Origin of the sequence: Mesorhizobium loti CJ3sym (genome assembly GCF_000472785.1) — a bacterium.
In the GTDB taxonomy this organism is placed as follows: domain Bacteria; phylum Pseudomonadota; class Alphaproteobacteria; order Rhizobiales; family Rhizobiaceae; genus Mesorhizobium; species Mesorhizobium loti_E.
On the sequence record NZ_AXAL01000003.1, the window covers coordinates 267,926 to 293,468 of the forward strand.

The following is a 25,543-nucleotide window of genomic DNA, read 5'->3' on the forward strand; positions in this document are numbered from 1 at the left end:
GGCCTGATGTGACGGATTCTTGTAGCAGCCGCGGTACAGAGATCGATACAGCGGACCGCGATCGTTGCGCCAGACAATCTGTGGCTACTGGAGCGTCCGCAATGGCGACTGGCCGGCGCGGTCATGCGCGACGGCGGCACCGGCATCCTCCGCGCCAAGCGCGCGGTCGAGGCCTGTCGCCACCACGGAAACCCTGAAGCGGCCTTCCATGCTCTTGTCGAAGATGGCGCCGACGATAATGTCGGCGTCTTCGTAGACCTCCTCGCGGATGCGGGTGGCGGCCTCGTCGACCTCGAACAGGGTCATGTCCCTGCCGCCCGATATCGAGACGAGCACGCCCTTGGCGCCCTTCATCGACATCTCGTCCAGCAACGGGTTGGCGATCGCGGCCTCCGCTGCCTTCATCGCCCGGCCGTCGCCAGACGCCTCGCCGGTTCCCATCATGGCGCGGCCCATGCCGCGCATGATCGATTTGACGTCGGCAAAATCAAGATTGATCAGACCTTCCTTGACGATCAGATCGGTGATGCAGCTGACGCCGGAATAAAGCACCCGGTCCGCAATGACGAAGGCGTCGGCGAAGGTGGTCTTGGCATCGGCGATCCGGAACAGATTCTGGTTCGGGATGACGATCACCGTATCGGCGCTTTCGCGCAGCCGCTCGATGCCCTCTTCGGCCATCTGCATGCGGCGCCGGCCCTCGAAGGTGAAGGGCTTGGTGACGACACCGACCGTCAGGATGCCGGCCTTGCGCGCCGCTTGCGCAATGATCGGGGCGGCGCCGGTCCCAGTGCCGCCGCCCATGCCGGCGGTGACGAAACACATATGCGTGCCGGCCAGATGATCCATGATCTCGTCGAGCGATTCCTCGGCCGCGGCACGGCCGATCTCCGGCAGCGAGCCGGCGCCAAGGCCTTCGGTAACGTGTGCGCCAAGCTGGATCAGCCGCGTCGCCTTCGACATGGTCAGCGCCTGGGCATCCGTGTTGGCGGCAATGAATTCAGTTCCCTGAAGCTGTTCCACGATCATGTTGTTGATGGCATTGCCGCCACCGCCGCCGACGCCGATAACGGTGATCTTGGGTCTCATCTCGGAGATTTCGGGCTTCTTGAACTCGGCCATGCCTGCTTCTCCTTCGCCAAATTGCGCGTGCTTCACGACCCACAAGCAGACTGTCTGCAAGACATTGCAATCGAGCGGCATGACGCGAATCAGTCCGTTCGGATGGGTGCCCCAAAAAGCCAGAGAGCGGCCTGACGTGCAAGTGCGCGCAAGGTCAAGATTTGTGATGGCGATATTGCATACCGCAACGGAGATGCCGCGCACCCGCAAGTCAGACCGAAAAGCAGGGCAATTCCGGCTTCACGGCGAACGTTGCGGCGAGGCGAATTCCGAAGCCTGGCGCAGATGCTGTCGCAGCAGCGCTTCGGCCCACTCGATCTCACCTGCCTCGACCGCGTCGAGGATGGCGAGATGTTCGCGGCATGATTGCTCCAGCCGTTCACCCGGCAGTTGCTCGAAACCCGCCGATTCCTGCAGACGGCGCAGATTGTTCTGCTGGCGCACCGCATCAGCCAGGAAGCGGTTGCCGGAGCAGGCGGCAAGCCCTTCGTGGAAGGAAGCGTTGACCCGGAACCATTCGTCGCCGCTGGCAAGGGTCTTGCCGTCGAGGAGGGTGGACAAGATCCGCTCATGCGCGCGCCGGACCGGCGCCAGGAGCTGGGGATCGGCGCGGAACATCGGCGAGCGCAAGGCAGCACATTCAACGGCGATGCGGAATTCGTAACTTTCCCGATAGGCATCGTCGCCGACCAGCGACTCGGCGAAGCGCCAGCCGTGCCCCGGCAGTCGCTGCACCAACCCCTCGGCAGCGAAGCGCAGCAACAGCTTCCTGATCACGCCGCGTGACACCTGGTAGCGCGGCATCAACTCCGCTTCGGAGACATCCTGAGGCAGTTCACCCTGCGAGCGGTCCTTCATCATCCGGCGGTAGAGGTCCTCGAGAGGCGAACTCGGCAGGACATCCTCCGGGGCAAGTTCGGCAACGTCGCGCGCCAGTTGCAACCCCCTTGTCTCGAAGGCGTTCAGTATGCCTTGCGCCACCAGGAGTTCCAGCGCGGCACTGACGGGAGAGCGCGACACCCCGAAGGTGCGGGCGAGGTCGGGCACGGAAATGCGGGTTCCGACCGCCCAGCCGGAATCGCGGATGCGCTCAAGGATCCGACGCGCCAAGTCTATCTGCAGGGGGCTGGCCGTCCCCGCCAATATCGGCTGATCGATCGTATCCTGGTCCATTCGAACTCCCCCCGACGCTTCGTATTATAGATAGGCCGGGCAGCGGTTCGAAACGGTTATTTTGCCGAAACCTGTGCTTTTCATTTACATAAAATGCACTATTGTCGGACCTGTCAGCAAATTAGAGGCATTTTTCCATGACCGCAGCCGCACCGTTTCCTCTTGTCGAGGTAAGCGGAGCACCTTCCGAGCGTGGCAAGGCCCATGGGGAACAGGCACGCGGCCGCATCCATGCATCCGTGGCTTTGTACGCCGCGCAACTCGAGCGGTTCGGTTTTGGCGACAGCGATGTCGAGCGCTTCGGCGGCATGTTCCTGCCCCGCCTTCGGCAATGGGCGCCTGACCTCGTCGAGGAGATGGAAGGCATTGCGGCCGGCGCCGATGTCGGCCTGCCCTCGATCCTGTTAGTCAATGCCCGCACCGAAATCCTGCAACTGGCCAAGCGCGAGAAGGGTATATCCGACGACCAGCCCGACGGCTGCACTGGCGCGGTGATCCTGCCCGAGGCGACCAGGGCCGGCAGGCTGATCCACGGCCAGAACTGGGACTGGAACGCCGAGTGTGCCGAGACCTCGATCGTGCTGCGCGTGCGGCGCGAAGAAGGCCCGGATCTCATTACCTTCACTGAAGCCGGTGGCTTGGCGCGCAGCGGCTTCAATTCAGCTGGTATCGGCATCACTGCGAACTATCTGGAATCGGATCGCGACTACCGCACCATCGGCATCCCCCTGCCCTTCATCCGCCGCCGCGTGCTGGAGGCAAAGCATTTCGCCCATGCCATCAAGGTGGTGGCGACGACGCCGAAGTCTTGTTCCAACAACATGATGCTCAGCACCGCCGAGGGTTTTGCCGTCGACATCGAATGCGCGCCCGATGAAGTTTTTCCGATCTATCCCGACAAGGAGTTGATCGTGCACGCCAATCACTGGCAGAGCCCGGTCGCGCTGTCGAAGCTACGCGAAACCGGGCTCAGCGACGTGCCGGACAGTCTCTACCGCGACTATCGCGTGCGCCGGCATCTTGCCGCGCGGCATGGCGACATCACCGTCGATGATCTCAAGGAGGCGCTGTTCGACGATTTCGCGGCACCCTTCAGCGTTTGCCGCCCGGCAATCCGCGAGGGAGGCGGCAACCTCTCGGCGACGGTGGCGATGATTGTTTTCGAGCCGGCGAGCAGCATCATGGAAATCGCACCCCTGCCGGCCGAGAACCGCACCTTCACACGCTACGAACTGACAATGGACGAGGCGGTCATCGAGAAAGCGAAAAAGCGATAGCCACGCGGCAAAGAACCTTCTGTAATCCAACGGGATCAGAATCACGGTTTCCCCTCGTATGTCGTCAGCTTAGGTTTCAGAACGAAGCAGCGCACCGCCAATGGCCGACAGAACACAATTCGGGTTGACCGCCGTCGACACCGTTCCCCTGCATGAGAAGGTCTATCTGGAGCTTGTGCGGGCCCTGATGTCCGGCCAGTTCACGCCCGGCCAGAAGCTGACCTCGCGGAAGCTCGCCAAGGAACTCGGCACCAGCGACATGCCGGTACGCAGCGCCTTCATGCGGCTGCAGGCGCTGCGAGCGCTGAGCCCGATGCCGAACGGCAGCGTTGAGGTGCCTGTCATTTCGGCCGACCGGTTTTCGCAATTGACCGCGGTGCGCACGATCCTCGAAGGCTCGGCGACCGAACTGGCGACAAAACGCATCAACGGCAACAATCTGCGGGCGATCCGGCGCCACAGCACCGAATTGACCCTGGCCGCCCGCAAGGGTGATATCGACGACTACCTCAGGAAGAACTACGCCTTCAAATTCTCGATCTATCGCCATTGCGGCAACGAGCAGATGATCTTCCTGATCGAGACCGTCTGGATGCAGGTTGGTCCCTTCCTCAGGAACCTCGCCATGGGCTTCGAGGACGATCTCTCCTCCATCCTCGACATCGACTATCACGAGGAGATCGTCGCGGCGATCGAGGCCCAGGACGGGGCGCGGGCCCGCGCAGCCATCGTGCGCGACATCGACGAAGGCGCCGCACACATCCTGCGGCAGGCCAGATTTCCGGATGCAAGGCCTTAGAAATGCCCCTTGGCTTTCCACTCTCTTGCCTCTATGTTGCGATCGCAGATCGCGCAATTGGTTTTGAAATGCCTCCCGACATCCCAGCTAATGACTTGAAAAAATAAGGAAAAATATCCGGCAGCGGCTGGATAGGCTTCCCGAAAACTCACAAGCATTATTTACCAGGGACAGTGCAGCCGATCCGGCTGAGGCACTTCGAAAACCAGAGGTTTTGAAATTGAGCGATGCAATTGCGGACGTCCTGAGCTGGCTTGAAAGCAGAAACGACATCCAGAGCCTGAGAGCGGCGGTGTGCGACCTCAACGGCGTGATGCGGGGAAAACGCATTCCGGTCGAGCAGGCCCGCAAGGCGCTGGAAGGCAAGCTGCGCATGCCTTACTCGCTGATCGGGCTCGACATCTGGGGCGAGGATATCGAAGGCAACACGCTGGTTTTCTCGACCGGCGATGCCGACGGGCTTTGCCAATGGACCGGACGCGGCATCCTGCCTGTGGAATGGACGGCGCATCCGACGGCGCTCGTCCCGCTCTGGCTTGCCGACGAAAATGGCGCGCCCTATCTCGGCGACCCCCGGCGGGCGCTAGCCTGCATCCTCGACCGCTACAAGGCGCTCGGCCTGACCCCGGTCACGGCGACCGAACTCGAATTCTATCTGGTAGATCCGCAGTCGCAGCGGCCGGTCGGGCCGGTCTCGCCGGTCACCGGACGGCGTCTCGATTCCGATGCGGCATTGTCGATCGACGAGATCGACGATTTCGAATCCTTCATCCATGACGTCTACGAGGCCTGCCGGGCGCAAGGCATTCCCGTCGATACCGCCATTGCCGAAAATGGCGTTGGCCAATTCGAGATCAATCTGAACCATGTCGCCGACGCCTTGCGGGCGGCCGACGACGCTGTGCTGTTCAAGCGCACGGTCAAGGGCATTGCCCGCAAGCACGGCTTTGCCGCCTGTTTCATGGCCAAGCCTTATGGCGACCGCGCCGGCAACGGCTTCCATGTCCATTTCAGCCTCGTCGACGCCGAAGGGCGCAACGTCTTCGACGACGGCACCGATCAGGGTTCCGAAATCATGCGCCACGCGGTCGGCGGACTGCTCGCGGCCATGGCCGAAAGCACGCTGGTGTTCGCACCGCACTTCAACTCGTATCGCCGGCTTCGCCCGCGGTCCTACGCACCGACCGCGGTTGCCTGGGGCTACGAGAACCGCATGGTCGCGATCCGCATTCCCGGCGGTCCGACCGCCGCGCGCCGCATCGAGCATCGGGTGTCGGGGGCGGACGCCAATCCCTATCTGGTGCTCGCCGCCATATTGGGCGCGGCGCTGATCGGCATCGAAAGGCAGATGTCGCCGGGCGATCCGATCGGGAACGATGGCCAAGGCGTCGTGCCGGCCAAGCTGCCGCCGGACTGGGCCTCCGCGATCGCCACCTTTGAAAGCGGAACGCATGTGGCGGAAATCTTCCCGGCGATCCTGCGCGACTCCTTCGTCGCTTGCAAACGCCAGGAACTGAACACCTTCGCGCTCAATGTCAGCGACTTCGAGATCGAGACCTATCTCGAAAGCGTTTAGGCCGCGCCATCGGCTGACCGCGCTGTCCGCCATGGTCGTCGGGCCCTTGAGCTTCGTCGGCCTGATCGCGCCGCATCTTGCCCGGCTCGCCGGATTTTCCCGCGCACGCGTTCATCTCGCCGGCGCTATGCTTCTGGGCGCCCTGCTGATGATCGTCTCGGACTGGCTGTCGCGCATGGCGGCCTTTCCCTACGAACTGCCCGCCGGCCTGTTCGCCTCGCTGCTCGGCGGGACGTATCTCGGCTACTTGCTGGCCAGGGGCGTGCCGCGCCGAGGCTGACAAAGCTGGTGCTGGGTGTCTCCGAGGCTCGGTTGCGACTCGAAAGCCGGCGCGAGACTGTGGATCGAATTCTGCAACAACCGGACGGAGACCTTGCCCGTGAGCCAAATCCGTCCGACACCTCATTGCAACAACGGAATCACCCAGCTCCAGCAGCCGGGCGATCTCATGAATGGAGTTCAACGATGGAACCAATCTGGGCCGTCGGGCTGATGACCGGCACCGTGCTAGACGGGAATATCGACGTCGCGCTGATCAAGACCGATGGCGAGCGGATCGAGGATTTCGGCACCTACCGGCTGATGCCTTATCCCCCGTCGATCCGCTCCCTGCTGGAGGAAACGCTGAAGCAGGCCCGGGCCTGGAATTTTGTCGGACCGGAACCGGCGATCTTCGCTGAGGCCGAGGAAGCGCTGACACGCGCCCAGTCGGCGGCAGTCAGGGAATTGGTCGAGGGCTATGGCATGACGATGGCCGACATCGGCGTCGTCGGCTTCCACGGCCAGACCGTGCTGCATCGCGCGCCGCAACCCGGACGGATTGGCCAGACCCGGCAGCTCGGCGACGGCGAGATGATGCACGCGCTATTGGGCACCAAGGTCGCCTACGACTTCCGCTCCGCCGACGTTCGCGCCGGCGGACAGGGCGCGCCCCTGGCTGCTGTCTATCACACCGCGCTGATGCGCAGCGCCGGCGCCAGCGGCGAGGTGGCCGTGCTCAATCTCGGCGGCGTCGCCAACATCACCTGGTGGGACGGAGCCGACAATGTCGTCGCCTTCGACACCGGGCCCGCCAACGCACCGCTCAACGATTTCATCAAGTCCAAGGGGCTCGGCGAAATGGACCGCGACGGCGCCCTGGGGCGTGCCGGAACCGTTGACGAGGCGCGGCTCGTCAAGCTGTTGCAACATCCCTATCTGACCAAAGCTTACCCTAAATCGCTGGACCGTTTCGATTTTGGTGCTGCCATGGCGGACGGCCTCAGCACCGAGGACGGTGCGGCTTTGCTCACCGCCTTCACCGCCTCAGCCGTCGGCAAGGCGCTCGACCTCTTGCCGCACCGGCCGAAAAAGCTGGTGGTCAGCGGCGGCGGCCGCCACAACCCGACAATGATGGCGATGCTCGCCAGCCGCGCCGGCGTCGAGGTGGTGCTGGCCGAGAGCCTCGGCTGGAGCGGCGATGCTGTCGAGGCCGAGTGTTTTGCATTCCTCGCGGTTCGCGTGCTGCGCGGCCTACCGATCAGTTTCCCAAGCACTACGGGTGCGCCGCAGCCGATGCGTGGCGGAAAGCTGGCCGGTTAGACCAGCGACAGTTTCTTCTGCAGGAAAATGCGGCTGCGGCCGACCGGGAAATCGGCCAGCGCGCCGAAGGGCTGATAGCCCTGGCGCTGGTAGACCTTGGCGGCGTTTGGATTGAAGGTGTCGATCCAGGCGTTTTGGCAGCCGCGCGCCACGGCTTCCTGCTCGGCTGCGTCTAGCATCTTACCGGCCATATGCTGGCCGCGAAACCGCTCATCGACCCATAGCCATTGCACGTAGAGCCAGCCCCACGCCGTGTAACCCGAAATCCCGGCAACGACCGCGCCTTCCTCGTCGCGCACGAACACCGCCAGCACCTTTCTTTCGGACGCGCCGACATCGCCGTCGTTGAACGCCGTCAGTCTTTCGCTGAGAAAGGCGAGGTCTTCCGGCAAGGGGTTTGCCGTTGTTTCGAGTGTCGTGTTCATGGGTCTTTTCCGGAATGCTCGGCTGGATGGGATTGTGGCGTCACGCCCTGACGCAATTTCTAGGTCTGCTCTCGAACAGATGGCGGATCGCCGCCATTGCGAAATTCGGATGCGGCAATGCCGTAGCGCTTGAGCTTGTCGTAAAAAGTCTTGCGCGGCACGCCGAGCGCGTCGATGGCGCCGCGCACGTCTCCGCCATGGTCGCGCAGCGCATCGCGGATGAGCTGTGCCTCGTAGTGACCCACGCGTTCCGGCAGTGAGGGCGCAGGCTCCAGCGATTGCGGGGAAACCACCTTCGTCTCGTCGTCCGGGCCGAGACCAAGCGCGACGCGATCGGCGAAATGGGCAAGCTCGCGCACATTGCCTGGCCAGGCATGCGACTGGAGATGATCGCTGACGGCGGCGTTGACCCTCGCAACCGGCCGGCCGAAACGCTCCGCCGCCTTGCCGAGGAAATGGCCGAACAGCATCGGGATGTCACCGCGCCGCTCACGCAGCGGCGGGATGCGCAGCGTCACCACGTTGAGTCGGAAGTAGAGATCCTCGCGGAAATCGCGGCGCTGGTCCGACCGGCCAAGATCGACCTTGGTTGCCGCCACGACCCGCAAATCGATGCGCCTGATATCATTGGAACCAAGCGGCGTGAGGCTGCGCGTTTCCAGCACCCGCAACAGCTTGACCTGCAGGGCCGGCGGCATGGATTCGATCTCGTCGAGGAACAGCGTGCCGCCGCTGGAATGTTCGATGCGACCGATCCGCCGTCGTTGCGCGCCGGTGAACGCACCGGCCTCATGGCCGAACAGCTCGCTTTCGATGACGGTCTCCGGCAAGGCACCGCAATTCAGCGCCACGAAGGGTTTGGCGCGGCGCCGGCCCCATCGGTGCAAGAGGTCGGCTACCACTTCCTTGCCGGTTCCCGTCTCGCCTTCCACCAGCACGTCGACATCCATGTCGGCGATCTGGCGCAAGGTTTCGCGCAGCCGGTGGATGGCAGGCGCCTCGCCGATCAGCGGCAGACCATCGGCGGCCAGTGCGGCGGCTTCGCGCAGCCGCCGGTTCTCCATGACCAGCCGGCGCTTCTCGGATGCCCGTTTCAGCGCCTCGACAAGGCGGTCGCCGGCATAGGGTTTTGGAATAAAGTCGTAGACGCCGTCCTTGAGCGCGGCCACGGCGAGATCGACATCGCCGTGCCCGGTGACCAGGATCACCGGTATGTCGGGGTCGATCGCCTTGATGCGATCGAACAGCTGCAGCCCGTTCATGCCCGGCATGCGGATGTCGCTGACGACCACGCCATCGAAGTCCCTGTCGACGACGGCAAGGGCGGCCTCCGCGGCATCGCGCGCGACCACGGTAAAGCCGGCAAGTTCGAGCAATTGCGTGGTAGCGTGCAAAAGGTCGGCATCGTCATCGACGAGCGCCACCCGCCCTGATCCCTGCGTCATTCAATTCGCCTCAAATCGATGGTGAAGGACGCGCCTTCGGCACTGTCGGGATCGAGCTGCAAGGTGCCGCCCAATTCCTGGGTGATCTCCTGCGAGATCACCAGCCCGAGGCCGAGCCCCTTCTCCTTGGTGGTCTGGAACGGCATGAACAGATTGCCGGCCGCTTCCTGCCCGAGGCCGGGGCCATTATCGCGCACCGAGATCAGCACCCGGTCGTCGCGCTCGGCGAGTTCGATCTCGATGCGGGGGGCGGACTGGTCCTTCATGGCATCCAGCGCGTTCTGCAACAGGTTGACGAGGATCTGCTCCAGCCGGATGCGGCTCGCCATGACCATCGGCGACGCGTTGCCTTGCGGCTTGACGATGGTGACGCCGGAATCGCGGATACGGCCGGACAACAGCGACAGCGCGCCGTCGATCGCCTCGCGTACCGGTAGTGGCGAAGCGGCCACGCCCGGGCGGCGGGCAAAGGTGCGCAAGGTGTTGGTGATGGCGCCGATGCGCTCGGTCATCGAGACGATCGAGGTCAGATTGCCACTCGCCGGTTCGGTCTTGCCGCCTTCGAGAAATCGCCCCGCATTCTCGGCATAGGTGCGGATCGCGGCGACCGGCTGATTGATCTCATGCGCCACGCCGGCCGCGATCTGGCCGAGGATAGACAGCCGGTTGGCCTGGGCGAGATCGTCGCGCAATCGGCGGACCTTGGCCTCGGCGCTCTCACGCTCGGCGATTTCGCCAGCAAGTGCTGTGTTGGAGCGTGTCAGCTCCGCCGTTCGCGTGCTGACGCGGCTTTCGAGTTCAACGTTCATACGCGCCAGCGCTTCCTGCCGCAGCCGGCGTGTACGGCGGCGGCGGGTGAGTACGTAGGCAAGCAGGCCCGTCAGCAGCAGCCCGAGCAGCGTCGTCAGCCGTGCCGTGTTGGCGGCGGACGAAAGCGTGGCATCCGCAGGCGTCAGCAGCCAAAGACGCCAGCCCGGGACAGCACCGGGCAGGTCCTGCACCACCTCGACGAACTGGCGCGGTTTTCCCGAGCTGTCGATCGTCGCCAGGCCGTCGCCGGCACCGCGTCGTATCGGCAAGGGTTCGAAGGCGGCATCGGTCAATTGCAGCTGCTCATGGGCAGCGGCGGCGTCTTCGGCGGAGAGCGGTGCCAGCACATGAAAGCGCCATTCGGGCTGGCTGGTGGCCAGCACGACGCCGCGTTCGTCGGTGACGAAAACGAGGAAGCCGCTGGAGCGCCAATTGGCTTCGACACCGTCGAGTTCGACCTTCAGCACCGCGACGCCCAGCGGCTTGCCGTTATCGTCGACGCGGCTCGAAAGATAGAGGCCCGGCCGGCCGCTGATCGTGCCGAGGCCGTACTGGCTGGCAGCGCCCTTCGCCATTGCCTCGTTGAAGTAGTGGCGAAAATTGTAGTCGATGCCGACAAAACTCGTCGGCTCACCGGCATTGCTGGCTGATATCGCGATGCCCGCCGTATCGATGACATAGATGGCGGACGCCGAGGCGTCGCCTGCAATCGCCTTGAGCTTGTCGTTGAGGGCTGCTTCCTGCATCGTTCCGGCCCGGCGCAGCGCCCCGCGCACAGCATCGTCGCGGGCCAGCACCAATGGGACCAGGCGCTGCTTCTCGATTTCGCCGGTCAGGGTTCCCGCCGCCAGCGGCAGAGCGGCAAGTGCTGTGTCGCGCAAATCATCGGCCGCCTGGCCGGAGGCGATGCGCCCAGCAATGGCGATGGCGCCAGCCAGGATCGCAAGCGCGATGAGGACGACAAGCCAGCGGCCATCGCGCAGCCGGCCAACCGCCTCGCGCAGCAAGTCACGACCGGACCCGCTATCGGTGCCAGCTTGCGTCGTCTGCCCTCTCCCTTTCTCTGGCGCAATTCCGGGCGGAAAACCTCCCGAAAGCTCACAGCTAGCGGCCTCGCCGCCACTCTAATGCGAAATTCCGCCCAGGCAAATGTTTCGTGTGCGGAAATCCGCACAGGCATTTACCGACGGGCTTCGCAAAAGGGCCGAAATGCGGGGATTCCGGCCCTTCCCCGATCTGGCACAGCGCTTGCAAAACTCCTTGCTAGCGGCGGGCAACCGGAACGCCGCGATGGGAGAAGTCACGCAGGGCGGGTTCCGTCCATCCGGCCAGGGAGAGTTCGATGCAGATCGCAGACCAATCCGGCGCGCCCGGCGCGCAACGCAAGCCTCTTTATGCCCAACTCTACGTGCAGGTTCTGGTGGCGATCACCGTCGGCATCCTGCTCGGCCATTACTATCCGTCTGTCGGCGAAAGCATGAGGCCGCTCGGCGACGCCTTCATCAAGCTGGTCAAGATGATCATCGCCCCGGTCATCTTCCTGACGGTCGCGACCGGCATTGCCGGCATGAGCGACCTGCAGAAGGTCGGCCGCGTGGCGGGCAAGGCAATGCTTTACTTCCTCACCTTCTCGACGCTGGCGCTGATCATCGGCCTCATCGTCGCCAATGTCGTGCAGCCCGGCGCTGGCTTCAACATCGACCCGGCGACGCTCGATGCCTCGACCGTCAACACCTATGCCGCCAAGGCGCATGACCAGTCGGTCACCGGCTTCCTGATGAACATCATCCCCGGCACAATCGTCGGCGCCTTCGCCGATGGCGACATATTGCAGGTGCTGTTCTTCTCGGTGCTGTTCGGCATCGCGCTGGCGCTGGTCGGCGACAGGGGTGCGCCGGTGCTCAACTTCCTGCAGGCGCTGATGGCGCCGATGTTCAAGCTGGTCAGCGTGCTGATGAAGGCAGCCCCCATCGGCGCTTTCGGCGCCATGGCCTTCACCATCGGCAAATACGGCATCGGCTCGGTCATCAACCTCGCCATGCTGGTCGGCACTTTCTACGTGACGTCATTTCTGTTCGTGTTCGTCGTGCTCGGTGCCGTCTGCCGCTACAACGGCTTCTCCATCCTGTCCTTGATCCGCTACATCAAGGAAGAGCTGCTGCTGGTGCTGGGCACCTCCTCGTCGGAAGCAGCCCTGCCCTCGCTGATGGAGAAGATAGAAAAGGCCGGCGCCAAGCGCTCGGTTGTCGGCCTGGTCATCCCGACCGGCTATTCCTTCAATCTTGACGGCACCAACATCTACATGACGCTGGCAGCGCTGTTCATCGCGCAGGCGACGAACATCCATCTGTCGATCGGTGACCAGATCCTGTTGCTGCTGGTGGCGATGCTCTCGTCCAAGGGTGCTGCTGGCATCACCGGTGCGGGCTTCATCACACTCGCCGCGACGCTTTCGGTCGTGCCTTCAGTGCCGGTCGCCGGCATGGCGCTGATCCTCGGTGTCGACCGCTTCATGTCGGAATGCCGGGCGCTGACCAACTTCATCGGCAACGCCGTCGCCACGCTGGTTGTCGCCCGCTGGGAAGGCGAGCTCGACGAGGCGAAGCTGGCGAGAGCCTTGGCTGGAACAGCCGACGACAGCCTGCCGGCGGATGTCGTTCCCGCCGGGTAATCCAGGCGATCGCATAGCAATGCAAATGGCCGGAGGCATCGCTGCCTCCGGCCATTTTTTACCTTGACGTGTCAGCCATTGAAATCCCTGCGCGCTTCAGGGAACGTGCTTGGACCGACCGGCATGCGGGCCGCCAGGCTGCCATCGTCGAACAGGACAAGGCTGGCGGCGCCGACCAGCCCGGCATGGCGGCCGAGCTGAGCCTGGACGACAGGCACGTCGCGATAGGCGCGCATGGCGCGTTGCCGGATGGTCGCCTCGATGACCGGATGCATCAGGTCGAGACCATTGGCGATGCCGCCGCCGACGACCAGCACGTCGGGCGAGTAGAGATGCAGCAAATTGGTGAAGCCGACGCCCAGCCAGCGGGCTTCCTCCTCGAGCAGTGCCATGGCGAGATCGTCCTGCAGCCTTGCGGCCTCGACCACGTGGCGGCCCGTGACCTCGGCATTGGCCGAGAGGCGGCGCAGCGTCGAGCCATCAAAGGCAGATGTCGCGGCATTGGCACGGCGGCCAAGCGCCGTGCCCGAGGCGATGGCCTCGAAACAGCCGACGACGCCGCAGACGCAGCGCTCACCCTCATTGGTAATGGTCATATGGCCGATCTCGGCGGCGAGGCCACGGCGACCGTGCAGGATGCGGCCGTCGGCAACGACGCCGCCGCCAATGCCGGTCGAGACCGTGACGAAGACCAGCGAGCGAGCGCCGTGGCCGGCGCCGAAGCGCCATTCGCCAAGGGCTGCCGCATTGGCGTCGTTCTCCAGCCGCACCGGCAGGCCGAGCCGGCGTTCGAGGATGTCGGCCAACGGCACGTCCTGCCAGCCGGCCAGCGTTGGCGGCCCGACCGCGATGCCAGCCAGCGGATCGAGCGGCCCCGGCGCGCCGACACCGACGCCGACAATGGCGAGCCCCGGTGCCTCGGCATGCACGGTCGCGGCCAGCGCCTCGATCTGGCCGATTACCACGTCGGGCCCAGCCTGCGCCTGCGTCGGCACCGCGGCGAAGGCCAGGATCTTGCCGTCACGGTCGACCAGCGCGGCACGAAGCTCGGTTCCGCCAAGATCGATCGCGAGGGCGACTTCAGTGGTCATGCCGCAACCTTCAGCCCATGCAGCCAGCCGATGCGGCCGGCCAGATCCTTGTCGCCAAAGGCGAGCGAACCCAGCACCACGGTTTCGGCGCCAGCAGCACGCAGCAACGGCACGGTCTCGTGGCGGATGCCGCCGTCGGCAGCAAGAACCACGGCCGACTCGCGGCCGGCCTTTCTCAGGATGGCTCGGGTGGCGCCCAGCCTGTCGCAGGCCTTCTCCGACAGGCTCTGGCCCTTGACGCCGATAGCGGTGCCCAGCAGCGTTACGAAGGCGACCTCGGAGACGAAAGGCGTTACCGCCTCGACCGGTGTTTCCAGCCTGAGCACGACACCCGCTTCGGCGCCGAGTTCGCGGGTCAGCCGCACGGCGCGCAATCCCGCTTCACCGTTTTCAGCATGGACGCTGATCATGTCGGCGCCTGCCTCGATGAACTGGCGCGTCTGTGCCTCGACGATCGCGTCATCGACCATCAGATGGACGTGGATGGGTTTGGCCGTCAGCCCGGCGATGCGGGCGACGAGATCGGGAAAGAACAGGAAGGCCGGGGCGAAGTGGCCGTCCGCCACATCGATGTGATGCAGATCGACATACGGTTCAATGCGCTTCAAGTCGCTCTCGAAATTGGCGAGATCGGCCGACCAGAGCGAGAATTCGGCGATCAAGCGATCGCGCGGCAATGCGGCGATTGCCGCGGGGCCAGACAAAGTTTTGGAAGTCATGGTTGATCCTGGTTGTTGAAATTTCTGTCGAGAAAGCCACCGATGGCGGCGAGGATTTCGGCGAAATGGCGATCCTTGTCGGTGGCTTTCGGCGTCACCTCGGCGAAGGCTGCATGGGGGATGGTCCCGGCAAGCTCGCGCGCGGTCGCCAAGGGATGGACGAGGTCGATGCCGCTGCCGATGACCAGCGTGGGTATTGCGAGACCAGTGGCGTCCGCCCGCGTCACGCCGGGCCCGTCATTGGCGATCGCCTGCATCACCTCGGCAAAGACAACCGCGTTGTCACGCGCGAAGAAACCGAGCAGCGAGGCGAGATTGTCCGGCGCTTCGCTGCGAAAGCGGGCCGATGTCGCGGAGGAGGCGAAGGCGTCGCGGGCTTCAGCCAGAGGAAGCCGGCGGATGAGATCCGCCACTTCGACATAAGGGTGCATGTTCTGTGGGGCTGCATCGAAGGCCCAGGCAGGACGCACCAGCACCAGGCCAAGCACACGGCCCGGGTGGCGGCTTGCCAGGTTCAGCGCGATCGCCGCTCCCATCGAAATGCCGCCGGCGACGAAGCGGTCGAGCCCAGCCGCATCGGCGGCAGCCAGCACATCGTCGGCGAACATAGCGATCGAGAACGGACGCGTGCTGCCGGCACCGGAGCCACCTTGCGCGCGGCATTCGACGGTCAGCCGGTGGCGTGACGAGCTGTCGGGAAAATTCTGCGCCACCTGGGCGGCATCACCGCCGAGGCCATGCTGAAAGACGATAGGGAGCCTGCCCTGCCCGGTATCGAAGACACGAAGGGCGGCATCGTCGCGCAGCAGGATCGTCGGCGCAGTGCCCATCAGAGCAATCCCCGCAGGAAAGCGGCGACGCCAGGGGCTTCGTCGGCGGACAACCCGTGCGTGACGAGCGCGCCGTCGAAGCCCACGGCCTTCAGCCGCGCGACGAAATCCGGGAAATCGACTATGCCTTGTCCAGACGTAGCAAAGCGGCCGTCGCCATACCGGTCCTTCGCGTGGGCCATGGCGATGTAGCTGGCGGCTTCGTCGATCGCGGCGGCGACGATGGCGCGCGCCTCATCCGGCGTCGCGTGCTCGAACAGGTTTGCGGGGTCGAGCACGATCTTGAGACGCTTCGAACCCATGTCGGCGATCAGGCGCGTCGCGTCGCTTGCCGAGGTGACGATGTTGGCTTGCTCGGGCTCGATACCGAGATCGACGCCGGCCTCCTCGGCCAGCGCCAGCGCCTTCTCCATCTCGACGGTCATGTCTGACCAGGCGGCCGGTGTCGCATTGTCGGGATGAAATGCCCATTGATCGCCGGCATTGCGTGAGCCGGTGCAGAGCGTGACCAGCGGGATGTCGAGAGCTGCCGCCGTCTCGATGACGATGGCGAGGCGGCGAAGGCCGTCATCTCGCACCGCCTTGTCGGGATGCGCCATGTTGTAGGTGCCCGACAGAGCGGCGAGCGAAACACCGGACGATCGCGCGGCGGCACGGATGTCCAGAATGGCCGTATCAGGCACGGCATCCGGCATCGACGGCAGGCCGGCGCAAGCGAGATTGAACTGCGTCGTCTCATAGCCCGCCTGCCGCACGGCCGTCAGCACGGTGGCCGGCTCAGTGCCCGAAAAAGTCTTGGCGAAGATGCCCAGACGCATCAGACCGCACCCGAAACCGAGGCGAGTTCGACCCGCTCGCCTGATACAACCGAGCGGGCGATCGCCACCATGGCGCGGATCGAGGCGATACCGTCCTCGACATTGGCGCCGCGCATCGGCGCGCCGTTGAGCACAGTGTCGGCAAGGCCTTCCAACTGGCGGCGGAAGAAATGACCGTCGGCGCCGAGCGGTTTGCGCGAGGTCGCGTCCTTCTCATGGAAAATGTCGACCTCGCTGGCGCGGAAGTACCAGGGGTTGAAGGTTTTGGCGATGACCGAACCGTTCTCGCCATAGAGCTGGAAACCCTCGTGCCAGTCCATCCTAACGGCAACGGTCAAGTCGAGATGGCCAAGCGCGCCGCTGGCGAATTCGGTCTCGACGAACCAGCAATAGGCGCCGAAGCGTTCGTTGAGACGGGCACGGACCGCTGTGATGTCTCCGCACAGGAAACGCGCCGTGTCGACGAGATGCGAGCCGTGCGCCAGCATGAAATATTGCCTGAGATCAGCCTTCGGATTGCCCGACGGTTTCTTCGCGAGTTTGCTGGTGACGGGCAGCGGCTGGATGGCATCGGTGTTGGTGTAGCGGTGGGTGGAATCGCAGTACCAGGCCTTCAGCGCCAGCACCTCGCCCATCTCGTCGCGGACGAAGTCGCGCGCGGCCTCCAGCGCCGGGTCGAAGCGCTTCATGTGGCCGACCTGCAGCACCTTGCCCGAACGCTTCACTGCTGCCGCCAGTGCCTCGCCTTCCTCGACTGAGGTGCCGATCGGCTTTTCGCAGAGAACATGCTTGCCGGCGTCGAGCGCCTTGATCGACATCGGCACGTGATAGGCATCCGACGTGGCGACGATCACGGCTTCCAGCTCGGGATCGGCGAGCATGGCGTCGTAGTCGGCATACATCTTTTGCGGCTCGTAGGTGGCACCCATGCGCGCGAGCAAATCGGGCGCCGCGTCGCAGATGGCATAGAGATCGGCATTGGCGGCCTTCGTGCAGGATTGCAGATGCGCGAACTGCGCGATGGGGCCGCAGCCGAGTACGCCGACTCTCAGGCGTCTGTCTTGTTTCTTGATCATCGTCTCGTTCTTCAGGCGCCGTAGCTGCGCATTGTCTGGCGGTTGATCTTGACCGCGCCGGCGGGGTCGTCGGCGGCGGTGTCGGATTCCTCTTCCAGCACCAGCCAGCCGTTGAAGTGTGGCGCAGTGTTTGCGATCTCGATGACCGCTGATGTGTCGCAGACGCCCTTGCCCAGCATCGACCATGTGCCCTTGGCATCGACGTCCTTCAAATGGATGTAACGGATGCGGTCGCGATAGGTGCGCAGCGTGTCGGACATGTCCTTGTGGCCGCGCAAGATATGGCCGGTATCCGGCACCCAGCCCACCAGATCGGGGTCGAGCAAGGCAAAGATCGCGTCATAGTCGGCGCGGTCGAACAGCAGTGTGTTGTGGTGCGAACTCGGATGCACCGCCACCTGGACGCCGGCCTTGCGGCCGAGCTCGCCGGCCTTGTTGTAAACCTCCGCCGCGATGGCGAACTTGTCGTCGCGCGGCCCGTCGGACACCACGGTTGCCGACCCCATCGACACCAGTGCGCCGGGAAAGGCGGAAGCGAAATCGATCCAGCGCCGCGCCGCCTCGAGGTCAGCACCGATCTCCTCCTTGAGCGTAAAACCACTGTCCGACCCGAAGGCGAAGGAAACGAGTGTCAGGCCGGACGACTTCAGCGCGGCGGCGAACTCCGACGGCCGGTCGGCGTAGCGGCCGATCATGGTGTCGGTGATCTCGATGCCGGAATAGCCGCCATCGGCGATGGCCTTCAACAGATCGTCGGGGCCGCCTGTGAACCGGTCTCCCAGCATTTCCCAGGTGAAGGTCTGGCAGCCGACTTTGAGGTCTTTCACGTTCATCCTTTCAATCCTTGATACCGCTTATTGCTTGATGCCACTCTGCGTCGCCGTGGGAAGGACATCCTATTTAACCGAGCCCGCGGTCATGCCGGCGAGGAAGTACCTCTGGGCAACGAGGTAGATGAACAAGAGCGGTAGCGAGCCGAGCACGCTCATCGCCATCATCTGGTTCCATTCGAAGGCGTGCTGCCCCATCAACAGCTGGATGCCGATCGGGACGGTGCGCATGGACGTTGACTTCGTCAGCGTCAGCGCAAAGAGAAATTCGTTCCAGCACAACAGGAAGGTGTAGACCGACGTCGCCACGATACCGGGCAGTGAAATCGGGACAACCACCCGCCAAAGCGCTGTCCAACTGGTGCCGCCATCGACAGCCACGGCTTCATCGAGATCGCGGGGCAAGGTGTTCAGATATCCCGTCATCAGCAGGATCGCGTAGGGCAGTGTAAATACCAGGTAAGTCAGGATCAGCGCGAGGTAGGTATCGAAGATACCGTATGAGACGACAAGCCCGAAGAAGGGGATCAAAAGTGTGATCGGCGGAATCGTCTGCGTGCTGATGATGAGTGTGTTCAGGCTGCCCTTGCCACGGAAGTTGAAGCGGCTGAACCCGTAGGCCGCCAGCAAGGCGATCAGCACCGTCAGCACCGTCACCGTTCCCGCCACGAAATAGCTGTTGAAGAAGAAGCGCAGCTTGACCGGGTCGCCAAGGATGGCTGCGTAAGCTTCCAGCGTGAAGGCCTTGGGCAAAATGGTTGGCGGCAGGGCAAAGATTTCGGTATTCGATTTGAACGAACTGCTCAGCATCCAGTAGATCGGGAATGCCGCGAAAAAGAGCCCCGCTGCAAGCGCTACATGGAGCGCGACGGTGATCAGCCTGTCCTTCGGTGTATGCCTTTTCCTCATGGTGACTACCGAGCCTTTTGATAGCGGATATAGAACAGCGTCAGGCCGAGAGAGATCAACAAGATGACCACGGCGCTCGCCGAAGCCTGCGACAGGTTGTAGCTCGAAAACGCCAGCTTGTACGTGTAGGTGCTGAGGACCTCGGTCGAGTAGATCGGGCCACCGCCTGTCGTTATCCAGATTAGCGGGAAGACCTGCATGGTCCAGATGAAGTCGAGCAGCGAGATGCTGATGATGATCGGCATCAGCTGCGGAATGGTGATGAAGATCAGCTTTTGGTAGGCTTTTGCCCCGTCGATATCGGCGGCCTCGTAGAAATCCTTGGGAATGCCCTGCAAACCCGCGAGCAGGCTGACCATGAAGAGCGGATAACCCGCCCAGATATTGGCGAAGGTGACGGCGTGCAGCGCGGTCTCAGGCGAAGAAAACCATTCGACCTTGGAACCGATGATGCCCAATTGCAGGAGCATGCTGTTCACGACGCCGTTCGGCTCGAGCAGCAGGCGCCAGATCACGGCGATGATCACCGCGGTGAACAGCCAGGGCAGTATGTAGAGCACACGCAGAATATTGCGCAGCATCGGATTGATGCGGTCGCTGTTCAGCATGAGCGCGAAGATCATGCCGATGGTCATGTGGAAAATGACACTCATGCATGTGAAGTAGAGCGTGTGCCACAGCGAAGCCCAGAACACCGGATCGTTGAAGATCGCCTGGTAGTGTTTCAGTCCGGCAAAGGACGGGTCGCGACGCAGCACCGCGCTGTTCTGGAACGAATAGCCAATCACCGTCACCATCGGCAGCAGCATCAGCAGGCTGATGATCACGAGCGAGGGCGACAGATAGAGGTAGGGTGCGACCGCTCGTTTCAGCTTGTGGTGGGAGCGCTTTTGCCGGGTCATGTGCCAACCTTGGGATACGCCTTCAAGAGAAGGTAAGCTTCTAAAACAGGTCCATCTCAATTTGCCGATCCGTTGGTGCCGGGTGGCCCAAAGTCAGGCCACCCGGTCGAAGATAGCAAACGGGAACAGGCCGATCAGAATTTCGCCATCCAGCCCTTCTGAGCGGCGGCGGCGGCTTGTTCAGGAGACTGCTCGCCGGCGAGCATCTTCTGGGCTTGCACGTCGAACTGGGTCATCAGGTCTTCAGCCACCGGCAGGCCCGTGAACTCATTGGCGAGATAACCGGTCTTGAAGATTTCAAAAGCCTTGGCGAAAGCCTTGTCCGAGGTCACGAAATCGGGCTTGGCGTTGACGTTGCCCGGGAAGGCGTTTGCAAGCGACACGAGCTTGGCGTTCACCTTTTCACTCATCAGATATTGGACTAGTTTCCAGGCCTCTTCCTGATGTTTCGAGGCAGCAGAGATGCCGATGCCCCAGGAGGCATAGGGAAGGCCGCGCTTGCCCGTATAGCCCTCCACGACCGGGACCGGGATGAGGTCGAAGTTCAGCTTGGGATTGCGCTTGCGGATGAGGTTCACATGCGCGAGCGAGTCGATCATCATCCCGACCCGGTCGTTGACGAATTCCTCGACCTTTTCCTGTTCGGTCTTGGTGGCGATGCCGGGCGAGATGGTGCCCGCGTCATTGAGCGATTTAACGAAGGTGAGCATGTCCACCACGGGCTTGCCCTCGAGAGCGGGCTTGCCGTCCGCCATCATCGACTGACCCGATGCCCAGACCCACGACATCATGTCGTTCTGGACGCCGGACGGCGTTTGCAGCGACAGCGGCAGCACCCAGCCATACTGGTTCTTGTCGGCATGGGTCATCTTCTTGGCGGCTTCGAGAAACTCGGCGCGGGTCGACGGCAGCTTGGTCACGCCGGCCTGGGCGGCGAGGTCCAGATTGACGAAGACAGGATAGACGAAGGAAGCGACGGGAAACATCACCGCCTTGCCGTCCACCTTGATGATGTCCGCGACTTGGGCCTTGTCGAACTTGCTCGCATCCATCATCGGGTTCATGTCGGCCAGCGCACCCTGCGCGTTCAGATTGTTCACCCAGGCGCCGTCGAGACCGACGACGTCGCTGAGCGTTCCGGTTGCAGCGCCAACCGAGATCTGGTCTCGCGTGGTCGCATAGGGACCGCTGACCAGCGTCACCTTGATGCCGGGATTCGCGGCCTCGAAATCGTCCATGATTTTCCGCAAGGAGCCTGCGGGCAGTTCAGGCTCCCACCATTGGGTGAATTCCAGCGTCGTGTCCGCCATGGCGGCGGTTGCGCCAAGCAACCAGGCTGCCGCGGCTATTTTCAGCATCGCGGGCTTTATCCGAAACGTCATTTTTTTCTCCTCCTTCTCTAGGATCGACCGCACAATGCAGCCGATCGTCTGCTTCATTCAGAAGTCTTCTTACGTGTACTTTCGCAGGCGCCTCGCTCTCGCCTGCGGGCTCTGCCACAATTCTTCAGATCGCCAGATGCGTCTCGGGATCGAAGAAATGGAGCTTGGTATCATCCAGGGCCAACCGGATTTCCGAACCGGAGCGGACTGTGCTGTCCGGTTCGAATCTCGCCACCGCATTCGACGTCAAGCCGAAATCCTGCACCGCGTCGGGGTCGCCGGAGTCCACCCGGATCGCGTCGATGTTCAGATGGACGATATGTTCAGACCCGAGCTCTTCGATCGAGGTCACCTTCGCCGGTATCGTCTGATACTTGCGGCCGGATTCGAGGCTGCTGTCATAGAGATCCTCCGGTCGGATGCCGAACACGATTTTGCGTCCCGCATACGACTTCAAACCCGGCCTGCGCGCGAAGGCTGCATCCTGCAGCCGGATGGCAAAGGCGCCGGACATCAGTTCGCCGCCCGTCATGGTCGCCTCGAAAAGGTTCATTGAGGGAGAGCCGATAAAGCCGGCAACGAAGGCGTTCACCGGCGATTCGTAGAGCCTCTTGGGTGTGTCGACCTGCTGCAGCACGCCGCCTTTCAGCACCGCGACCCTGTCCCCCATCGTCATCGCTTCGGTCTGGTCGTGGGTCACATAGATGGTCGTCACGCCGAGTTGCTTTTGCAGGCGGGTGATTTCGGCGCGCATTTGCACGCGCAGTTTCGCGTCCAGATTGGAAAGGGGTTCGTCCATGAGAAAGGCGGCCGGCTCGCGCACCATGGCGCGGCCCATGGCAACCCTTTGACGCTGTCCGCCGGAAAGGTTGGCGGGTTTGCTGTCCAGCAAAGACGTCAGTTGAAGGGTCTTGGCTATCTCGTCGACGCGCTTCTTGCGTTCGGCCTTTGGCTTGCCTGCCAGGCGCATCGAAAAGGCGATGTTTTCGAACACCGTCATATGCGGGTAAAGGGCGTAGCTCTGGAAGACCATCGCGATGTCGCGGTCCTTGGGCGGCATGTCGACGACGTCGGTACCGCCGATCCGAAGGCTGCCGCTGGTGATGTCTTCCAATCCTGCGATCATCCGCAACGCGGTGGATTTGCCGCAGCCGGACGGCCCGACGAGAATCAAGAACTCACCGTCCTCGACCGACAGGTTCAATTGGTCGATTGCGTGAAAATTGTTCCCGTATGTCTTGCAGATATTCTCAAGAACGACTTCTGCCATATTCCTCCCTCCACAGTTCTAAGCCACTGATTTTTATTGTCCTTCTTGGCCCTTTCGCCTGTGAAAATGTTTCCTCGGATAGTTTCAGGCTATGTTCCGGTATCGAGTTGCGCATATCTGAGTTCGACTGCCGACGGCGCTTTCGTCGACGCCAGGAGTTCGGTGACCTGGTCGGCGGTCGGGAGCGCCTCGCGCCCGCCACGCCCCGTTATCGAAAAGGCCGCCGCCGCGGCAGCGAATGCCACCCGGCCGGCGGTGTCGGCCCCGCGCGTCAATGCATGGGCGTAGGCGCCATGAAAGCAGTCACCGGCTCCGGTCGAGTCGACGACGAGAACCCGGTGCGGAGGCAGGTGCCAGAGCCCTGTCTCATCGCGTCCGCGATAGTACACGCCCCTGCCGCCATCGGTCAGAACCACGGCGGACCGCGACGGCAACCACAATGCATCGAGCATCTCGGCGGGCGATCGGCACCCCGTGGCAGTCCGCGCAAAGCCGAGTGGCAGAATGAGATGGTCGCAGAGCGTGATCAGCCGCTCGGTGGCTGGGCCGCTGCTCCATTCGATATCGCCGAGGATCGCAAGGCCGAGATCGCGAGCCCGAGTCACGACATCCAGCGACCGGATGGCATAGCTATCGACGATCAGGACGGTCGCACGGCTGAGAACCTCGTCTGGAAAGTCCGGCGCGGTGCCCAGCATCGCTTCGTCGTCATACGCGATGAACCGCTCCCCATCCGAACCGACGGTGATGCGCGAGCGTACCGGGCGCGCATGCGGGTGGCGCGGCGCGAATGCGGTTTCAACACCGCTCTCAACGAGATCGCACAACACGGCGTCGTCGGTGGCACTGCCCAGCCATCCGACGAAGCCGGCGCTACCGCCGAGCCGCGCGACGGCGGCAAGTGCTGTCGCGACATTTCCCCCGAAAGCTCGGGCACTCTGCAGAACCTTCCCCTTGCCCGCCGACAACGGCTGATCGACATAGACGATGTCGTCGATCGCGATAGCTCCGAAGCCGAGGATTGAAGGGACGGTGGGCATCGTTCAGGCACCCGCTCTCGCCAACGCGTCTTGCGCCGAAAGGCCGTCATGGATGACGCCCCGAAAGGCAATCGCTGCCTTTTCCGGATCGCCATGCCCCCAGAGATTGCGGCCCACCACGGCACCGCGCGCGCCGGCACGGATGGCGTCCGCCGTCTGCTGAAGGGCGCCGAGCAGCGTGTCGGTCTTCGGACCACCGGCGATCACAACCGGCACCGGGCAGGTCCGAACGGTCTCTCGAAACGACTCGAAATCGCCCGTGTAACCGATCTTGATCACGTCGACGCCGGACTCGTAGCCGATGCGTGCCGCATAGGCGATCTCGTCGGGGGTGAAGACGATTTTTGCCCCATCAGTGAAATCGCGAGGGTAGATATGCGCCACCACCGGCATGCCGTAGCGGGCCGCCGCATTCACCGAATCGGTCAGCCAGCGTATGTATTTGCCCTCGGTCGCGCCGCGCACCGGAATGGCCACGGCCAACGCATCGGCGCCAGCGCGCACCGCATCCTCGGGCGTTGCAATCAGTTCACTGATGCGATCGTCCGGGGTGAAGCAGCCGGCCTGGATCACCAGGGCAGCCTTGCCCGCGTATTGCGGCCACAGATGGCGCGCGGTGCCGGGCTGGATGCTGACGTAGTCGGGCTTGCCCACCATGACGCGTGCAAGCGCGCCGGGCAGGTCGGCAAGACCTCCTTTGCGTACATCGCCATAGCCGACAAAGTGGTCGACCGCGCCGCCAAAAAGATTTCCCGATGGATGTGAGAAGAGGCGCGCCAGGCGCACCTTGGTTCCGAGGCTCATGAGTCCAAAACTCTCCAATTGATTGACTTCAAAATCCCGGACCCAGTGTTTTCGAAAGAAAGAATAAATGCAACCTTTCGAAATCTTTCGAAATCGCTTATTTTTGGCAGAGTGAACCGAGGCCAGGGCGATCGCTTGGCGGATGGAGGCAAGGACAGGGCAATGTTGTCAGAGCAGAGACGCCAATCGATCCTGGGTGAAGTGCAACGCAGCGGACAGGTTCGCATCAAGGACCTGTCAGACGATTTTGGCGTGTCGGAAGTCACGGTGCGCTCCGACCTCGATATACTCGACCGCAAGGGACTGCTGACCAAGACCCGTGGAGGGGCGGTGACCCGGACCACAGATTCGACCACGGCCGCGTTTGCCCGGCGGATGCAAACGAACCTCGATGCAAAGAAACGCATCGCCCGGGCAGCGGTAGAACTGTTCGAGGACAACCAGTCGGTCATCTTCGATGGCGGCTCGACATTGATGCAGGTTGCCATGCTGTTACCGCCGCTCAGCAATGTCGTGGTCGCGGCCACGGCGATGAATATCGTGCAGCATCTGATGCATCGGCCCGGGCTCGACGTTCACATGATCGGTGGCCGGGTCTATCCAGACACGGTGAGCACGCTGATCACCGATGCCGACACGGCTCTCGGCGGCTTGGTGGCGCATCAGGTCTTTGTTGGAGCGCATGCGATTGACTCGTCACTGGATGTGGTCGACGTGAACGAAGACATGGCGCGAACGAAGCGAAACCTCGTGCGCATGGCCCGGCGCGTTGTCCTCCTTGCGGATTCGAGCAAATGGGGCGTCAGCGGGACCTCCAAGGCATTCTCGCTGTCGAGCGTCGATGTTGTGATCACCGACGATGGCCTGTCTGACCCGATACGCAGCCAGCTTGATAGGACCGGGGCCAAGGTAATCTATGCCTGACCCCGTCTCGGTCCCTGGCCGCGACGGACATATCCAATGCGCGCATGACCCATGCGATTCGTATCGGCG

At 63.1% G+C, this 25,543-nt stretch carries 24 protein-coding genes; 7 read left to right on the plus strand and 17 right to left on the minus strand.

Going from position 1 to position 25,543, the window contains the following annotated elements; genetic code table 11:
- Window positions 1-84: 84 nt before the first annotated feature.
- Both ftsZ and A3A9_RS0108240 read right to left on the minus strand, forming a co-directional pair.
- Window positions 85-1,122 (minus strand): cell division protein FtsZ, encoded by a 1,038-nt coding sequence (gene ftsZ / locus A3A9_RS0108235; protein ID WP_027058358.1) that lies wholly within the window; start codon window positions 1,120-1,122, stop codon window positions 85-87.
- 240 nt (window positions 1,123-1,362) lie between these two features.
- On the minus strand, window positions 1,363-2,295 hold the full coding sequence (locus tag A3A9_RS0108240) for a GntR family transcriptional regulator (protein WP_051370808.1): 933 nt from the start codon (window positions 2,293-2,295) through the stop codon (window positions 1,363-1,365).
- A gap of 137 nt (window positions 2,296-2,432) precedes the next feature.
- Between A3A9_RS0108240 and A3A9_RS0108245 the strand changes: the two genes are divergently transcribed.
- The 5 genes from A3A9_RS0108245 to A3A9_RS0108265 all read left to right on the plus strand — a co-directional run bounded on the left by A3A9_RS0108245 (window position 2,433) and on the right by A3A9_RS0108265 (window position 7,528).
- Window positions 2,433-3,572 carry a C45 family autoproteolytic acyltransferase/hydolase gene (locus A3A9_RS0108245; protein ID WP_027058360.1) on the plus strand — a complete coding sequence of 380 codons (1,140 nt, stop codon included), beginning with the start codon at window positions 2,433-2,435 and terminating at the stop codon, window positions 3,570-3,572.
- Window positions 3,573-3,672: 100 nt separating this feature from the next.
- Window positions 3,673-4,371 (plus strand): GntR family transcriptional regulator, encoded by a 699-nt coding sequence (locus A3A9_RS0108250; RefSeq protein WP_027058361.1) that lies wholly within the window; start codon window positions 3,673-3,675, stop codon window positions 4,369-4,371.
- Window positions 4,372-4,591: 220 nt separating this feature from the next.
- Window positions 4,592-5,947: a glutamine synthetase family protein gene (locus A3A9_RS0108255; RefSeq protein ID WP_027058362.1), complete on the plus strand. Its 1,356-nt coding sequence runs from the start codon at window positions 4,592-4,594 to the stop codon at window positions 5,945-5,947.
- On the plus strand, window positions 5,904-6,227 hold the full coding sequence (locus A3A9_RS0108260; protein ID WP_275451162.1) for an iron chelate uptake ABC transporter family permease subunit: 324 nt from the start codon (window positions 5,904-5,906) through the stop codon (window positions 6,225-6,227). The genes A3A9_RS0108255 and A3A9_RS0108260 overlap by 44 nt, the downstream gene beginning before the upstream one ends.
- 185 nt (window positions 6,228-6,412) lie before the next feature.
- Window positions 6,413-7,528: an anhydro-N-acetylmuramic acid kinase gene (locus tag A3A9_RS0108265; protein ID WP_027058364.1), complete on the plus strand. Its 1,116-nt coding sequence runs from the start codon at window positions 6,413-6,415 to the stop codon at window positions 7,526-7,528.
- Here A3A9_RS0108265 and A3A9_RS0108270 read toward each other — a convergent pair.
- Genes A3A9_RS0108270 through A3A9_RS0108280 form a run of 3 tightly spaced genes read right to left on the minus strand, consistent with a single transcriptional unit; the run spans window position 7,525 to window position 11,215 of the window.
- Window positions 7,525-7,953, minus strand: coding sequence for a GNAT family N-acetyltransferase (locus tag A3A9_RS0108270; RefSeq protein ID WP_027058365.1), 429 nt, complete (start codon window positions 7,951-7,953; stop codon window positions 7,525-7,527). The two genes, A3A9_RS0108265 and A3A9_RS0108270, sit on opposite strands and share 4 nt — an antisense overlap.
- A 59-nt stretch (window positions 7,954-8,012) precedes the next feature.
- Window positions 8,013-9,398: a sigma-54-dependent transcriptional regulator gene (locus tag A3A9_RS0108275; protein ID WP_027058366.1), complete on the minus strand. Its 1,386-nt coding sequence runs from the start codon at window positions 9,396-9,398 to the stop codon at window positions 8,013-8,015.
- Window positions 9,395-11,215: a sensor histidine kinase gene (locus A3A9_RS0108280; RefSeq protein ID WP_027058367.1), complete on the minus strand. Its 1,821-nt coding sequence runs from the start codon at window positions 11,213-11,215 to the stop codon at window positions 9,395-9,397. The genes A3A9_RS0108275 and A3A9_RS0108280 overlap by 4 nt, the downstream gene beginning before the upstream one ends.
- Before the next feature lie 335 nt (window positions 11,216-11,550).
- Between A3A9_RS0108280 and A3A9_RS0108285 the strand changes: the two genes are divergently transcribed.
- A complete protein-coding gene (locus tag A3A9_RS0108285; RefSeq protein WP_051370810.1) occupies window positions 11,551-12,879 on the plus strand; it encodes a dicarboxylate/amino acid:cation symporter in 1,329 nt (442 codons plus the stop codon).
- A gap of 71 nt (window positions 12,880-12,950) precedes the next feature.
- Here the strand turns inward: A3A9_RS0108285 and A3A9_RS0108290 are convergent, their stop codons facing one another.
- The 12 genes from A3A9_RS0108290 to A3A9_RS0108345 all read right to left on the minus strand — a co-directional run bounded on the left by A3A9_RS0108290 (window position 12,951) and on the right by A3A9_RS0108345 (window position 24,550).
- Window positions 12,951-13,970, minus strand: coding sequence for an ROK family protein (locus A3A9_RS0108290; RefSeq protein WP_027058369.1), 1,020 nt, complete (start codon window positions 13,968-13,970; stop codon window positions 12,951-12,953).
- Window positions 13,967-14,689, minus strand: coding sequence for a ribulose-phosphate 3-epimerase (locus A3A9_RS0108295; RefSeq protein WP_027058370.1), 723 nt, complete (start codon window positions 14,687-14,689; stop codon window positions 13,967-13,969). Before A3A9_RS0108295 ends, A3A9_RS0108290 begins: the two co-directional genes overlap by 4 nt.
- Entirely contained in the window at window positions 14,686-15,519 is an 834-nt protein-coding gene (locus A3A9_RS0108300; protein WP_027058371.1) for an alpha/beta fold hydrolase, read from the minus strand. The genes A3A9_RS0108295 and A3A9_RS0108300 overlap by 4 nt, the downstream gene beginning before the upstream one ends.
- Window positions 15,519-16,337 (minus strand): sugar phosphate isomerase/epimerase family protein, encoded by an 819-nt coding sequence (locus tag A3A9_RS0108305; RefSeq protein WP_027058372.1) that lies wholly within the window; start codon window positions 16,335-16,337, stop codon window positions 15,519-15,521. Before A3A9_RS0108305 ends, A3A9_RS0108300 begins: the two co-directional genes overlap by 1 nt.
- Complete coding sequence (locus tag A3A9_RS0108310; protein ID WP_027058373.1) at window positions 16,337-17,413, minus strand: Gfo/Idh/MocA family protein; 1,077 nt, start codon at window positions 17,411-17,413, stop codon at window positions 16,337-16,339. The genes A3A9_RS0108305 and A3A9_RS0108310 overlap by 1 nt, the downstream gene beginning before the upstream one ends.
- An 11-nt stretch (window positions 17,414-17,424) precedes the next feature.
- On the minus strand, window positions 17,425-18,246 hold the full coding sequence (locus tag A3A9_RS0108315) for a sugar phosphate isomerase/epimerase family protein (protein WP_027058374.1): 822 nt from the start codon (window positions 18,244-18,246) through the stop codon (window positions 17,425-17,427).
- A gap of 63 nt (window positions 18,247-18,309) precedes the next feature.
- The gene (locus A3A9_RS0108320; RefSeq protein WP_027058375.1) at window positions 18,310-19,152 is read right to left on the minus strand and encodes a carbohydrate ABC transporter permease; all 843 of its coding nucleotides are present in this window, start codon (window positions 19,150-19,152) and stop codon (window positions 18,310-18,312) included.
- A gap of 5 nt (window positions 19,153-19,157) precedes the next feature.
- The gene (locus tag A3A9_RS0108325; protein ID WP_027058376.1) at window positions 19,158-20,054 is read right to left on the minus strand and encodes a carbohydrate ABC transporter permease; all 897 of its coding nucleotides are present in this window, start codon (window positions 20,052-20,054) and stop codon (window positions 19,158-19,160) included.
- 134 nt (window positions 20,055-20,188) lie between these two features.
- Window positions 20,189-21,436 carry an ABC transporter substrate-binding protein gene (locus A3A9_RS0108330; protein ID WP_027058377.1) on the minus strand — a complete coding sequence of 416 codons (1,248 nt, stop codon included), beginning with the start codon at window positions 21,434-21,436 and terminating at the stop codon, window positions 20,189-20,191.
- Between the two features lie 124 nt (window positions 21,437-21,560).
- Window positions 21,561-22,706, minus strand: coding sequence for an ABC transporter ATP-binding protein (locus A3A9_RS0108335; protein ID WP_027058378.1), 1,146 nt, complete (start codon window positions 22,704-22,706; stop codon window positions 21,561-21,563).
- A gap of 89 nt (window positions 22,707-22,795) precedes the next feature.
- Complete coding sequence (locus A3A9_RS0108340) at window positions 22,796-23,746, minus strand: PfkB family carbohydrate kinase (protein WP_027058379.1); 951 nt, start codon at window positions 23,744-23,746, stop codon at window positions 22,796-22,798.
- A gap of 3 nt (window positions 23,747-23,749) precedes the next feature.
- Window positions 23,750-24,550 carry a class I fructose-bisphosphate aldolase gene (locus A3A9_RS0108345; protein WP_027034037.1) on the minus strand — a complete coding sequence of 267 codons (801 nt, stop codon included), beginning with the start codon at window positions 24,548-24,550 and terminating at the stop codon, window positions 23,750-23,752.
- A gap of 162 nt (window positions 24,551-24,712) precedes the next feature.
- Between A3A9_RS0108345 and A3A9_RS0108350 the strand changes: the two genes are divergently transcribed.
- Entirely contained in the window at window positions 24,713-25,474 is a 762-nt protein-coding gene (locus A3A9_RS0108350; RefSeq protein WP_027058380.1) for a DeoR/GlpR family DNA-binding transcription regulator, read from the plus strand.
- The last annotated feature ends 69 nt before the right edge of the window (window positions 25,475-25,543 follow it).